This window comes from Halalkalibacter hemicellulosilyticusJCM 9152 (assembly GCF_000513115.1).
Lineage (GTDB): Bacteria > Bacillota > Bacilli > Bacillales > Bacillaceae_D > Halalkalibacter > Halalkalibacter hemicellulosilyticus.
Map to the genome: position 1 here is coordinate 1 of NZ_BAUU01000005.1, position 13,906 is coordinate 13,906.

At 41.8% G+C, this 13,906-nt stretch carries 11 protein-coding genes, 3 pseudogenes and 1 riboswitch; of the genes and pseudogenes, 13 read left to right on the forward strand and 1 reads right to left on the reverse strand.

What is annotated here, in order from left to right:
- Positions 1–516: 516 nt before the first annotated feature.
- Positions 517–1,461, reverse strand: a complete 945-nt coding sequence (locus JCM9152_RS03810) for an agmatinase family protein (protein WP_035341148.1) — start codon at positions 1,459–1,461, stop codon at positions 517–519.
- 196 nt (positions 1,462–1,657) lie between these two features.
- Between JCM9152_RS03810 and JCM9152_RS03815 the strand changes: the two genes are divergently transcribed.
- From JCM9152_RS03815 to purN, 13 genes and pseudogenes are all read left to right on the forward strand, one after another.
- Positions 1,658–2,761, forward strand: a complete 1,104-nt coding sequence (locus JCM9152_RS03815) for a type III polyketide synthase (protein ID WP_035341151.1) — start codon at positions 1,658–1,660, stop codon at positions 2,759–2,761.
- The gene (locus tag JCM9152_RS03820; RefSeq protein WP_035341153.1) at positions 2,758–3,315 is read left to right on the forward strand and encodes an isoprenylcysteine carboxyl methyltransferase family protein; all 558 of its coding nucleotides are present in this window, start codon (positions 2,758–2,760) and stop codon (positions 3,313–3,315) included. Before JCM9152_RS03815 ends, JCM9152_RS03820 begins: the two co-directional genes overlap by 4 nt.
- A 135-nt stretch (positions 3,316–3,450) precedes the next feature.
- Complete coding sequence (locus JCM9152_RS03825; RefSeq protein WP_035341156.1) at positions 3,451–3,660, forward strand: NETI motif-containing protein; 210 nt, start codon at positions 3,451–3,453, stop codon at positions 3,658–3,660.
- A gap of 75 nt (positions 3,661–3,735) precedes the next feature.
- Positions 3,736–3,837: riboswitch (purine riboswitch) on the forward strand.
- Positions 3,838–3,979: 142 nt separating this feature from the next.
- Entirely contained in the window at positions 3,980–4,465 is a 486-nt protein-coding gene (gene purE / locus JCM9152_RS03830) for a 5-(carboxyamino)imidazole ribonucleotide mutase (RefSeq protein ID WP_035341160.1), read from the forward strand.
- Positions 4,462–5,583, forward strand: a complete 1,122-nt coding sequence (gene purK, locus JCM9152_RS03835; protein ID WP_035341163.1) for a 5-(carboxyamino)imidazole ribonucleotide synthase — start codon at positions 4,462–4,464, stop codon at positions 5,581–5,583. The genes purE and purK overlap by 4 nt, the downstream gene beginning before the upstream one ends.
- Positions 5,584–5,707: 124 nt before the next feature.
- Positions 5,708–7,003 (forward strand): annotated as a pseudogene (gene purB, locus JCM9152_RS03840) (adenylosuccinate lyase).
- 21 nt (positions 7,004–7,024) lie between these two features.
- The gene (gene purC, locus JCM9152_RS03845; protein ID WP_035341166.1) at positions 7,025–7,747 is read left to right on the forward strand and encodes a phosphoribosylaminoimidazolesuccinocarboxamide synthase; all 723 of its coding nucleotides are present in this window, start codon (positions 7,025–7,027) and stop codon (positions 7,745–7,747) included.
- Complete coding sequence (gene purS / locus JCM9152_RS03850) at positions 7,735–7,986, forward strand: phosphoribosylformylglycinamidine synthase subunit PurS (RefSeq protein WP_035341169.1); 252 nt, start codon at positions 7,735–7,737, stop codon at positions 7,984–7,986. The genes purC and purS overlap by 13 nt, the downstream gene beginning before the upstream one ends.
- On the forward strand, positions 7,983–8,666 hold the full coding sequence (gene purQ, locus JCM9152_RS03855; RefSeq protein WP_035341172.1) for a phosphoribosylformylglycinamidine synthase subunit PurQ: 684 nt from the start codon (positions 7,983–7,985) through the stop codon (positions 8,664–8,666). Before purS ends, purQ begins: the two co-directional genes overlap by 4 nt.
- Positions 8,650–10,874 (forward strand): annotated as a pseudogene (gene purL / locus JCM9152_RS03860) (phosphoribosylformylglycinamidine synthase subunit PurL). The gene purQ and the pseudogene purL overlap by 17 nt, the downstream one beginning before the upstream one ends.
- Positions 10,850–12,261 (forward strand): annotated as a pseudogene (gene purF / locus JCM9152_RS03865) (amidophosphoribosyltransferase). The pseudogenes purL and purF overlap by 25 nt, the downstream one beginning before the upstream one ends.
- A 21-nt stretch (positions 12,262–12,282) precedes the next feature.
- Positions 12,283–13,320, forward strand: coding sequence for a phosphoribosylformylglycinamidine cyclo-ligase (gene purM / locus JCM9152_RS03870; RefSeq protein WP_035341182.1), 1,038 nt, complete (start codon positions 12,283–12,285; stop codon positions 13,318–13,320).
- Positions 13,317–13,892 (forward strand): phosphoribosylglycinamide formyltransferase, encoded by a 576-nt coding sequence (gene purN, locus JCM9152_RS03875; protein WP_035341185.1) that lies wholly within the window; start codon positions 13,317–13,319, stop codon positions 13,890–13,892. The genes purM and purN overlap by 4 nt, the downstream gene beginning before the upstream one ends.
- The last annotated feature ends 14 nt before the right edge of the window (positions 13,893–13,906 follow it).

Genomic DNA, 13,906 nt, shown 5'->3' on the forward strand with positions numbered 1-13,906 from the left:
GTAGGATTGTGCTTTTTTATGTGTACAAATGGTCAAGCACGAGGCGCAGATAGGTAATACTTGCTGTATGCGGTTCTTCATGCCTCTATTTCACCTCTATTTCCTTTTTCATGTCCGTTACGGTTTCTCATTCCTCTATTTTAATTTTTTTGCTCCTTATGGCCTCATTTAGCACAAATAGAGGAATGAGGATTCCTTTTTCTGCTTAGAAAACGGTTTTTTCCGATTTAGAGGAATATGGATTCCACTTGTTCTTTGTGCGCTTCTGTTATCTCTCCGATGGACAGCGGAGGGAAAAATTAGGCTGAATTTCGGGTGGTATGGACTTCACTCGTTACCCGTTTTATGAAAGAACCAGGATGTTGTAACGGGACCACGCAATACTTTCAAAATAGACCGGGCGGTTTTTGCCCGTTTTTTCTTATGTGTACAAAAGGAAAAGAATGTGTTCTTCAAATCATATAGAAGCTTTTCAACATGTTGAAAAGCTTCTCATATTAGATCGTCATTCACATACTAGCTACTTTCTTTACTCCTAATATGTCCAGCAAATGCATACAACGCAATAGTGGATGCAAAGTGTGAGGATAAATCAGTTGGGTCTTGTTGTGGATAGACTTCTACAAAATCCATTCCGATAATTCCCCGTTTTGTAAATTCATAAATGAGTGTTAGAAGTTCAAAAGAGGTTAGCCCATTTCCGTCAACGGGTCCTCCCGGGTTAAAAGCGAAATCAAGCACGTCACTACATACACTTAAATAAATCATATCCGTATTGTGACTTGCTAGGTCATAGATCGATTCAGCAAGATTTCTTATGTTAGGTGTTTCACGGATGTGATTAATAGTGAACGTTTTTGCACCAGCTTCTTTTGCGAACCGACCACTCTCAGGTTTATTTCTTGGTCCGTGAATACCGGTATGGATCAAGCTTTCATTTACTACACCATCAAGCTCATACAACCTAGCAAAAGGGGTTGAACGAGCATATTGATCCCCCTCATGGTGGGGCATATTATCATAATGGGCATCTAAATGGATCATACCTACCTTTTTGTTCGTTGTTTCGGTTAATGCTTTTACAATAGGATACGTAATGCCATGGTCCCCACCAAGAGCTAGTGGGAATTTGTTCGTTTTCCATATACGTGAGGCAAATGTTTCAATCCGATTCATCGTTTCTTCCACATTAGCAGGTACAACGTCAACATCACCAAGGTCAGCTAATGATAAATGCTCAAACACATCAATGTCGTCTAATTCAGGCAAGTAGCCACTGTAACGAGCAGAACATAAGCGCATCACCTTTGGACCTAGTTCACAGCCTGTATAATCTCCCCATGTAACGGCCCCTTCCCAAGGAACACCATAAATAAGCACATCTGCATCTTTGAAAGATTGCTCGTTTGCGATTTCTGCACCTAAAAAAGGTGGTGTATTGCCATATAACATCGAACTCATAGAAATCTCCTTTCAAATCATTCGTTTTGTGTTACTTTTCCCGAAATGAAGAGAATCAAACAAGAATAACGGTACTGAAAATGTTTGGTTTTAACTTTTATTGGTGTTCTTAAGAATATTCGAAGCCGTGCTTAATGAATATTTTACCAGTTGCTAGGTGATACTACCTTTATCTATTTTTTCTAGGGGTGGGAATATGCCATTTGTTGCTTCTGTTAGTCGATTTGAGCCTGAATATACATTAAACCAAGATACGACGACTGAATTTGCTCGTGAATTGTTTCAAGAAGATTATCAAGACATCGAGCGATTGTTAACTGTTTTCCAAAATGGACAAATCGATCAGCGACAATTTGCCGTACCGATTGATTGGTTTCAAAAAGAACACTCTTTAAAGGAACGAAATGATCTCTATATACAATTGGCGACGCAATATTCAGTTAAAGCTATTGAAAAATGTTTAAATCAACCCTTTTTCTTTAAAAAAACGATTGAGTATGAGCGTATTGATGCGATTGTGTGTGTCACGAGCTCCGGAATGTCTACCCCTAGTTTGGATGCGAGGATTATGAATCATCTACCTTTTTCACCACATACGAAACGAATTCCGTTATGGGGCTTAGGTTGTGCCGGAGGGACGGCAGGTGTTAGTCGAGCGTATGAGTATTGTCGTGCTTTTCCTGAGCAAAATGTTCTCGTCGTATGCGTCGAGCTCTGTAGCTTAACGTTTCAAAGGAAGGATCGATCAAAAAGTAATCTCGTTGGAACGTCCTTATTTGCTGATGGTATTGCATGTACATTGATTTGTGGTGATGACTCAAATGTGGCGAGTGACCTTAATCAAAAACAAATCCCTTTTGTTATCTCAACAGAATCAACGTTAATGCCACATTCTGAAGATGTGATGGGGTGGGATGTGAAGGATTCTGGTTTACACGTTGTGTTTTCGAGAAGTATTCCAGCTATTATTCGTCAATGGCTACAGCCAACGGTCTTCTCTTTTTTGGACAAAGTAGATTTGAAGATAGAAGATATTTCGGAGTTTATTGCCCATCCTGGTGGAAAAAAAGTACTAGATGCTTATATTGAGTGTTTACATATTAATGAAGTGTTATTGACAGAGTCTAAAGACGTTTTGAGGAAGCATGGTAATATGTCTTCGCCGACTGTTTTATATGTACTTGAAAGAATAATGAAAAAGGATCATCAAGAAGGTGAATATGGATTGATGGCTTCATTAGGTCCAGGATTTTGCTCCGAGATGGTACTCATGCAATGGAGAGGGATGAACGAAGGATGATTGTATACATATTCATTTTTTTTATTATCGCCCAACGTGTAGTAGAAGTTATCATCGCTAAGAACAATGAACGATGGATGAAAGAACAAGGAGGCTATGAAGTAGGAAGGAAACATTATATTTACATTGTCATTGTACATGTGATGTTTTTTGTCTCACTTTTACTCGAGGTCACTGTACGACCTCCGCAATTTTTCGTATGGTCGATTATTCCTTTTTGTTTCTTCATCGTAGCTCAACTATTTAGAGGGTGGGCTTTATCTTCATTAGGGCGCTTTTGGAATACGAGAATTATCGTTTTACCAGGAGCAAAGGTGAAGGTCAAGGGGCCTTATCGGTTTATACGTCATCCTAACTATTTAATCGTCATTACAGAGCTGCTTATGCTTCCACTTATGTTTCAAGCCTATGTAACGGCCGTGGTTTTTACCGTTCTTAATGGATGGGTGTTATCGATTCGGATTAACGAAGAGGAGCAAGCCTTACGTGACGTGACCGACTATGATGTACAATTTACACATAAGAAACGATTTGTCCCAAAAACAGATAAATGAGTAGTTAGAAGGGCGCTGAAAAAGTTTGGTTATTCCTTTTTCGGTGTTCTTGTATGTATATCTTTTCATTCCACCATATTAATGATAAGCTATTGAGCAATTCAGATATATACATAGGGAAGGAATGGACTTGGATTGACAAAACAACGGAAAAAGAAATTTGAAGTAGAATCAGGAGAAACGATAGAGCAGTGCTTAGATCGTATGAAAAAGGAAGGGTACCAGCCGATGAGAAGGTTAGAGAAGCCGATATTTGAAGAACGAACTGAGCGATCAACGAAAGAATACGTACCGGTTCGTCAGAAGATTGTGTTTGAAGGGGTTTTGACAGAAAACGAACAATAGAAGGAAATGGTTTTCTTAATGTTCGACATTTTATTGACATAATGAGCTGTTCCTTGTAAGATGTAGCTAGATGATTGAAAAAAGCGAAATAAACCTCATATATCATTGGAGATAGGGTCCAAAAGTTTCTACCCAGTTACCGTAAATGACTGGACTATGAGGAAAGGTCGTTGCACTTTGGAACTATGAAAGCGTAGAAGTTGCTTCCTTTCTCTCGAATATAGAGTGGTAAAGTAAGCTTTTTCTATGCTTTTTTATGTGATTTTAAAAAAAGTGATTATTCATGAAAACATCTCAGAAGGAAAGGGGCGATTAGAACGTGAATCCAGAAGTGGGCGTCATAATGGGAAGTACATCTGATTGGGATACAATGAAAGCGGCATGTGACGTGTTAGATGAGCTAGAGGTTGCCTATGAGAAAAAGGTTGTTTCGGCTCACCGGACACCGGATTTAATGTTTGAATATGCAGAAAAGGCAAGAGAACGAGGGATAAAAGTCATTATAGCAGGCGCAGGAGGAGCTGCTCACCTTCCAGGTATGGTTGCAGCGAAAACGACGTTGCCTGTTATTGGCGTGCCTGTACAATCAAGAGCGTTACAGGGGCTTGATTCTTTATTATCGATCGTTCAAATGCCGGGTGGAGTTCCAGTAGCAACGGTTGCTATTGGAAAGGCAGGCGCGACAAATGCGGGGTTACTTGCAGCGCAATTATTAGGAGCCTTTCAACCAGAGGTTCACCAGCGTTTAGAAGAACGGCGAGAGAAGACGAGACAAGCTGTCATTGAAAGCAGTGAACAACTATGACACGAATGATAAAACCCGGACAAACGATTGGTATTATTGGTGGGGGACAGCTTGGGCGAATGATGGCGATGGCAGCTAAGCAAATGGGTTATCGCATTGCTGTCTTAGAGCCAGGTCAAGATTCGCCCTGTGGGCAGGTCGCTGATTATGTTATAGAAGCACCATATGATGATCGTGAGGCAGCGAAGAAGCTGGCCAAGATCTCAGATGTCATCACGTATGAATTTGAAAATATTGATAGTGAAACGGCAACATGGCTTACGGAGGAGGCAGATTTCCCTCAAGGAGCAGACGTATTACGATTTACTCAGCATCGTCTACTCGAAAAGGAAACGATTCAATCGGTAGGCATTCCAGTTGCCCCTTTTCATGCCATTCATTCGATTGAAGATGTTGAAGGTGCTATAGAAGAGATCGGCTTCCCTGCTGTTTTAAAAACCTGTCGTGGAGGATACGACGGAAAAGGTCAACGAGTTGTGAAAGATGAGAAGCAATTAACCGAAGCAGCAAGTGAGCTATTGAATCAATCAGAATGTGTACTTGAAGCGTGGATTCCGTTCTCTCTTGAGCTGTCAGTGATCGTAACGCGGTCAAGAAATGGAGAAACAGCTGTTTTTCCAGTAGCGGAGAATGACCATAAGGATAATATTTTACACCGTTCATACGTACCAGCACGAGTGAATGATCAGGTGATTGAAGAAGCAAAGAGAATCGCTCTGACACTTGTGACGGAATTAAATGTCGTTGGGACATTGGCGGTGGAACTTTTCATGCTTGAGGATGGCAGATTATATGTCAATGAATTAGCGCCGAGACCACATAATTCTGGTCACTATTCCATTGAGGCTTGTGTGACATCACAGTTTGAGCAGCATATACGTGCTGTCTGCGGATTGCCACTTGGGTCAACTGATCTACTACGACCAGTCATTATGGAGAACATCCTTGGAGAGCATGTTGAAATGATTATGCAGGGGTTGCCTAAGCTGAGCGAAGCAAAGCTCCACTTATATGGGAAAGCTGAAGCAAAGGAAAAACGAAAGATGGGTCATCTAACAGTGACAGCGGAGTCATTAGAAGAAGCAGAAAGACAGCTTGAGCGTGTTATGAAGGAATAGCACGATTTGTTAAAAAATAAGAAAGCATAAAATTCGAGGCAGGCAGTGTGAGAAGAACCGAAGAAGTTGTCGGGGAAATGTAATTAAGAACTTATAAATATAAACATGTGGAGGCTATGAACCTATGATCGAACGTTATACGCGACCTGAAATGGGATCAATCTGGACTGAGGAAAATCGTTATCAAGCGTGGCTTGAAGTTGAAATTGTTGCATGTGAGGCATGGGCTGAGCTTGGAGAGATTCCAAAGGAAGATGTGCAGAAAATTAGAGAAAATGCTAGCTTTGATGTGAAACGCATACTTGAAATTGAAGAAGAGACTCGTCATGACGTTGTCGCATTTACTCGTGCGGTTTCTGAAACATTGGGTGAAGAGCGAAAGTGGGTTCATTATGGCTTAACGTCAACCGATGTGGTCGATACGGCTCTTTCTTATTTATTAAAGCAGGCTAATGACATTTTACTTGCCGATATCGAACGGTTTATTGACATTTTGAAAAACAAAGCGCTAGAGCATAAATTTACGATTATGATGGGGCGTACTCATGGAGTTCATGCTGAGCGACAACGTTCGGATTGAAGCTTGCCCTTTGGTATGAAGAAATGAAGCGTAACCTAGAGCGTTTTAAGCATGCAGCAGAAGGTGTTCGCGTTGGTAAATTATCAGGAGCTGTTGGTACATTTGCGAATATTGATCCTGCAATTGAAGAATTTGTTTGTAAAAAGCTAGGACTTCAAGCAGCGCCTATTTCAACACAAACGTTACAACGTGATCGCCACGCTGAATATATGGGAGCACTTGCTTTAATTGCGACATCGATTGAAAAGTTCGCAGTAGAAATTCGCGGCTTACAAAAGAGTGAAACGCGTGAGGTAGAGGAATTTTTTGCAAAAGGACAAAAAGGTTCGTCAGCTATGCCACATAAGCGAAATCCAATCGGCTCAGAAAATATGACAGGTCTTGCAAGAGTTGTTCGTGGACATATGTTAACGGCCTATGAAAATGTACCTTTATGGCATGAGCGTGATATTTCTCATTCATCTGCTGAACGGATCATTCTACCTGATGCAACGATTGCCTTGAATTATATGCTAAATCGTTTCGGAAATATCGTGAAGAACTTGACGGTATTCCCTGAGAACATGAAGCGTAATATGACACGCACGTATGGATTAATTTACTCACAGCGTGTTCTGCTCACCCTTATTAATAAAGATGGTACGTGAGGAAGCATATGACCTTGTCCAGCCGAAAGCGATGGAAGCGTGGGAGAAGGGTGTTCAATTCCGTGAACTAGTCGAAGCGGAGGAGCGTATTACGAGTGTACTATCACCTGCTGAAATTGAAGAATGCTTTAACTATGAACATCATATGAGGCATGTTGATACGATCTTTAGAAGAGTAGGATTAGAAGACTAATAAATTCGGAGGTTCGATCTCATGAAAAAAGGCGACTTGCTTTACGAAGGAAAAGCGAAGAAGATCTACAAAACGGACAAGCCTGCTGAACTTTGGATTGAGTATAAGGATTCAGCGACTGCATTCAATGGAGAGAAAAAGGAAACATTAGCTGGAAAGGCACGTTTAAATAACGAAATTACGACCTTGATCTTTGATTATTTACAAAAGAATGGTGTGAAAAGTCATTTCATTAAACGTCTCTCTGAAACAGAGCAGCACGTGAAGGAAGTAGAGATTATTCCTCTTGAAGTTGTTGTCCGAAATGTCGTAGCAGGAAGCTTATCAAAGCGTCTTGGAATGGAAGAGGGGACGCAGCTACAGACGCCGATAGTGGAATTCTACTACAAGGATGATGACTTAGGTGATCCACTCGTAACAGAGGATCATATTGCGATTTTAGATGTTGCGACACCGGAAGATTTACTCGTTCTACGTGAAAAGGGACAGGAAGTGAATAAGCATTTAATCACATTGTTTGATACGTTAAATGTTCGGTTAGTTGATTTTAAGCTGGAGTTTGGTCGTACGAAAGAGGGAGATATTTTACTAGCTGATGAAATCTCTCCTGATACTTGTAGACTTTGGGATAAAGAAACGAATCAACGATTTGATAAAGATTTATTTAGACGAAATATTGGAAGTTTACAAGAAGGATATGAAGAAATCTTATCACGCTTAGGAGGCGCATCATGTACAAAGTAAAAGTATACGTTACGTTAAGAGAAAGTGTTCTTGATCCACAAGGAGGAGCAGTGAAGCGTGCTCTTCACACGAAAGGCTACAAGGAAGTAGAAGAAGTAAGAATCGGTAAATACATGGAATTGACATTAACAGACACGTCTGATGTTGAGAAGCGAATTGATGAAATGTGTTCTAAGTTACTTGCGAATACCGTTATTGAAGACTATCGCTACGAAATTGAGGAGGGTGTTACTTCATGAAATTTGCAGTGATTGTCTTCCCAGGATCAAATTGTGATTCTGATATGTATCACGCGATTCGTGATGGTATAGGTGAAGAAGTGGAATATGTACGCTACGATGAAACGTCGCTCGAAGGCTTTGATGGCGTATTACTCCCAGGGGGATTCTCTTATGGTGACTATCTTCGTTCTGGTGCGATTGCTCGCTTTGCACCGATTATGGATGAGGTTGTTGCTTTTGCAGAGGCAGGAAAGCCAGTATTAGGCGTATGTAATGGCTTCCAAGTGCTTCTAGAAGTTGGTCTGTTACCAGGAGCGATGAAACGTAATGATGGGCTGAAATTTATTTGTCGACCTACGAATTTAGTCGTTGAAAATAATGAGACGAAGTTTACTTCTAATTATGAGCAAGGTGAAGTTATTAATATTCCAGTTGCACATGGTGAAGGGAACTATGAGTGTGATGAGGAAACGTTAACGAAGCTTGAAGAGCAGAAGCAAGTCGTATTCCGTTATGAGCAGCCAATTAACGGATCGAAAGCGAACATTGCTGGAATTGTAAACGAAGGTGGTAACGTATTAGGAATGATGCCACATCCTGAACGAGCGGTTGATGCATTGCTTGGCCGTGAAGATGGATTAAGACTTTTTCAATCGATTGTGAAAAATTGGAGGGAATCTCATGTCACTACTTCTTGAACCAACAGCTGAGCGTGTGAAAGAGGAAAAGCTATACCGTGGAATGGGTCTTACAGATGAAGAATTTGCGATGGTTGAGGGTATTCTTGGACGTACCCCGAATTATACGGAAACGGGCATTTTCTCTGTTATGTGGTCGGAGCATTGTAGTTATAAAAATTCCAAAGTCGTCTTAAAGAAATTCCCAACTGAAGGAGAGCAAGTGTTGCAAGGGCCTGGAGAAGGTGCGGGAATTATTGATATTGGTGATGGACAGGCGGTTGTGTTTAAGGTAGAAAGTCATAATCATCCATCAGCAATTGAACCATTCCAAGGTGCCGCTACAGGTGTTGGTGGGATTTTGCGTGATGTTTTTTCAATGGGCGCACGTCCGATTGCATTATTGAATTCGTTACGCTTTGGTGAGCTTGAATCCGAGCGTGTGAAATATTTATTTGAGGAAGTTGTTGCAGGGATTGCTGGTTATGGAACTGTATGGGCGTTCCAACTGTTGGTGGTGAGATTCAATTCGATCCATGCTATGAAGCGAATCCACTAGTTAATGCGATGTGTGTCGGTTTAATTGATCATAAAGATATTCAAAAAGGTCAAGCCAAAGGTGTTGGTAATACCGTCATGTATGTCGGTGCTAGTACGGGACGTGATGGTATTCACGGTGCAACCTTTGCCTCTGAGGAGCTTGGAGAAGATGCCGATGAGAAGCGTCCTGCTGTTCAAGTTGGCGATCCGTTCATGGAAAAGCTATTACTTGAAGCATGTTTAGAGCTTATTCAAAATGATGCGTTAGTTGGTATTCAAGACATGGGAGCTGCAGGTTTAACGTCTTCATCTGCAGAGATGGCAAGTAAAGCAGGCTCTGGAATTGAGATGAATTTAGACTTAATTCCACAACGTGAAAAAGGAATGACTCCTTACGAGATGATGCTTTCCGAATCTCAAGAGCGTATGTTAATTGTCGTGAAAAAAGGTCGTGAGCAAGAGATTAAGGAGATCTTTGACCGATGGGGTTTGCTTTCAGCAGAGGTTGGTCATGTGACAGACGATAAGCGTCTACGTCTGCTTCATAAAGGTGAAGTCGTTGCAGATTTGCCAGTTGATGCTCTTGCTGAAGAAGCTCCTGTTTATCATAAGCCGTCAAAGGTAGCAGAGTATTATAAGAAGTTTCAACAGATGGAAAATAACGTACCTGTTATTCAAGATACGAAAGAAACCTTTCTGCAATTGTTAAAGCAGCCAACGATTGCGAACAAAGAATGGGTTTACGATCAGTATGATTATATGGTGCAGACGAATACAGTTGTTGAGCCTGGTTCTGATGCAGCCGTACTGCGTGTGCGTGGTACCCGCAAAGCGCTTGCGATGACGACAGATTGTAATTCTCGTTATATTTACCTTGATCCTGAAGTAGGTGGTCAGATTGCCGTTGCAGAGGCTGCACGAAATATTATTTGCTCAGGAGCGAAGCCACTTGGATTAACAGATGGCTTGAATTATGGTAGTCCTGAAAAGCCAGAAATCTTCTGGCAATTAGAGAAATCAACAGACGGGATGAGCGAGGCATGTCGTGTGTTAAATACACCTGTTATTGGTGGAAACGTTTCGTTATATAATGAGTCGCACGGTGTAGCCATTTATCCAACACCTGTTATCGGGATGGTTGGACTAGTTGAGGATGTCGATCATATTACGACCCAAGCGTTTAAACAAGCTGGGGATGTGATTTATCTTTTAGGTGAAACGAAGTCGGAGTTTGGTGGTAGTGAGCTGCAAAAGCTAGTGGATGGTGAGTTATCTGGTAAAGCACCAGTGCTTGATCTTGAAGAGGAAAAGCAACGTCAAGAGCAACTATTAGCAGCTATTCAAAATGGTCTCGTTCAATCAGCGCATGACGTCGCTGAAGGTGGACTAAGTGTTGCGTTGGCAGAATGTATGACGTCTGGGTCGTTAGGTGCCGATGTAGCAGTATCAGGTGAAGCTGTTTCTGCGCTATTTGCTGAATCGCAATCTAGATTTGTCGTTACGGTTAACCCGAGTCAAGTAGCTGATTTCGAATCAGTGGTTTCGGGTACTAAGATTGGGGTTGTAACAGATACAGCTGTGTTAACGGTGAAAGATGAAGAACAACAAGTGATACTTGAAGCAACTCAAGAAGAAATTGTCGAGGCTTGGAAAGGAGCCATTCCATGTTTGCTGAAATCAAAGGCTTAAATGAAGAATGTGGTGTGTTTGCGATTTGGGGACATAAAGATGCAGCTCAACTAACGTATTATGGTCTTCATAGTTTACAGCATCGCGGTCAAGAGGGAGCGGGTATCGTCGTATCAGATGGTGAACAATTAACGATTCACAAAGGTCTCGGGCTTGTAAATGACGTATTTAGCCCGAATGATTTCAAAGAATTAAGTGGCCATGCAGCAATCGGTCATGTTCGTTATGCACTGCGGGAGGAGGAGGCTTTGCCAATGTGCAGCCTCTAATGTTCCGCTCGCAAACAGGGAGCATTGCGATCGCTCATAACGGAAATCTTGTCAATGCGACAAGCATGAAGCATCAGTTAGAAGGTCAAGGGAGTATTTTTCAATCGACATCTGATACGGAGGTTGTTGCACACTTAATTAAGCGAAGTGGCTTTGCTTCGCTTGAAGAGCAGTTTCGTAATGCGTTAACGATGCTAAAGGGTGCCTATGCGTTGGCGGTCATGAATGAGCAGCAATTAATGATTGCTCTTGATCCGAATGGCTTACGTCCATTATCCCTCGGCCGTTTAGGTGATGCGTATGTTGTAGCATCTGAAACGTGTGCATTTGATATTATCGGTGCTGAGTATGTTCGAGAAGTTGAGCCAGGTGAGTTAATCGTCATAGATGAAGATGGTTTACGATCTCAACGCTTTTCGGGTACATCTAACCGCGCGATTTGTAGCATGGAATATATTTATTTTGCTCGACCAGATAGCAATCTTGATGAGATTAACGTTCATACATCGAGAAAGAATTTAGGGAAACAGCTTGCTATGGAGTCACCTGTTGAGGCGGACGTTGTCACAGGTGTGCCAGACTCTAGTATTTCAGCTGCGATTGGTTATGCTGAACAGTCTGGTATTCCATATGAATTAGGGATGATTAAGAACCGTTATGTTGGTCGAACATTTATCCAGCCTTCCCAAGAGCTACGAGAGCAAGGGGTGAAGATGAAGCTTTCTCCTGTTCGTGGAGTTGTTGAAGGGAAACGTGTCGTCATGATTGATGATTCGATTGTACGTGGAACAACGAGTAAGCGAATTGTGAATATGCTACGAGATGCTGGAGCTACTGAAGTCCATGTACGAATTAGCTCCCCACCTATTAAGCACCCTTGTTTCTATGGAATTGATACATCGACTTCAGGTGAATTAATTGCGGCGAATCATTCATTAGAAGAAATGCGTGAAATGATGGGAGCTGATTCTTTGGCGTTCCTTTCAACGGACGGACTGATGGAAGGGATCGGTCGTTCTGATGATTCACCGAACTGTGGTCAATGTTTAGCATGTTTCACCGGGAGTTATCCTACAGAGATTTATCCGGATACGTTACATCCTTATGCGAAGGTTTAGAAGAGAAGGGAGCCTGAATTGATGTCAGAAGCATATAAGAAAGCAGGTGTCAGCTTAGAAGCTGGCTATGAAGCAGTAGAGAGAATGAAAAGCCACGTGAATCGTACGAAGCGTCATGGTGTGATGGGTGGACTTGGAGGCTTTGGAGGAATGTTTGACCTGTCCTCTTTAAATTTAAAGGAGCCTGTTCTCGTTTCTGGTACAGATGGAGTAGGAACGAAGCTGATGCTTGCTTTTATGATGGATAAGCATGACACGATTGGAATTGACGCTGTGGCAATGTGTGTGAATGACATTGTCGTTCAAGGGGCAGAACCTCTTTACTTCCTTGATTATATTGCATGTGGGAAAGCCGTTCCAGAGCGTTTAGAAGCGATTGTTAAGGGAGTAGCAGATGGCTGTGAACAAGCGGGCTGCGCTCTTGTCGGTGGTGAAACGGCAGAAATGCCTGGGATGTATAGTGAAGATGATTATGATATAGCTGGCTTTGCTGTTGGAGCTGTTGAGAAGAAAGAAATGATTACAGGAGATGAGATTGAAGAAGGGAATGCTGTCATTGGTATTGCCTCAAGTGGTGTTCATAGTAATGGTTTTTCTCTTGTTCGCAAAATCTTCCTAAAAGATCATGGATTTACACTTAAAGATACAGTCGATGAGCTAGGGAAATCGTTAGGTGAGGAATTATTAACGCCAACAAAAATTTACGTCAAACCATTGCTAGCATGTATGAAGGAAGTAGACGTTCGCGGAATGGCTCATATAACTGGTGGAGGTTTCTATGAAAATATACCGAGAATGCTTCCTTACGGCTTAGGTATTCACATTGATCATGGTTCTTGGCCTGTATTGCCAATTTTTCATGCCCTACAATCATACGGTAAACTAACGGATGAGGAGCTTTTCTCTACGTTTAATATGGGGATTGGCATGGCAGTGGTTGTACCTAAAGAGGAAGCAGCTCGTGCGATTGAACTGTTTAATGAGCAAGGAGAAGAGGCTTACTTAATCGGGAAGGTCATAAAGGGTGAAGGAGTAACGATCGGAGGCATTAACGAATGAGAATAGCAGTGTTCGCTTCAGGTAGTGGAAGTAATGCTGAAGCTATAATTCAAGCAACAAAAAAAGGAACATTAGATGCAGAGGTTGCCCTCGTCGTTACAGACAAGCCAGGCGCGAAGGTAGTTGAGCGAGCACAATCATACGGCATCGATGTGTTTGCTTTTTCTCCAAAGGATTATAATGGCAAAGCTGCGTTTGAACAGGACATCGTTTCTAAGCTAAAGAAGTATGACATCTCCTTTCTTGTTCTTGCTGGTTATATGCGTCTCGTTGGTGAGACATTATTGGAAGGCTATGAAGGGCGGATGGTGAACATTCACCCTTCATTGCTTCCTTCTTTCCCTGGGTTGGATGCGATTGGTCAGGCGTTTGAGGCTAAGGTGAAAATCACAGGTGTCACGATTCATTATGTCGATTCTGGAATGGATTCGGGACCTATTATTGCACAAGAGTCTGTTCGAATTGAGGAGAATGATACAATTGAGACGCTGCGTCAAAAGGTACAAGCGATAGAGCACACGTTATACCCAGAAACATTGCAGCAGCTTTTTACAAGTAAAGAGCACAATTAAGTTGATATTAATTT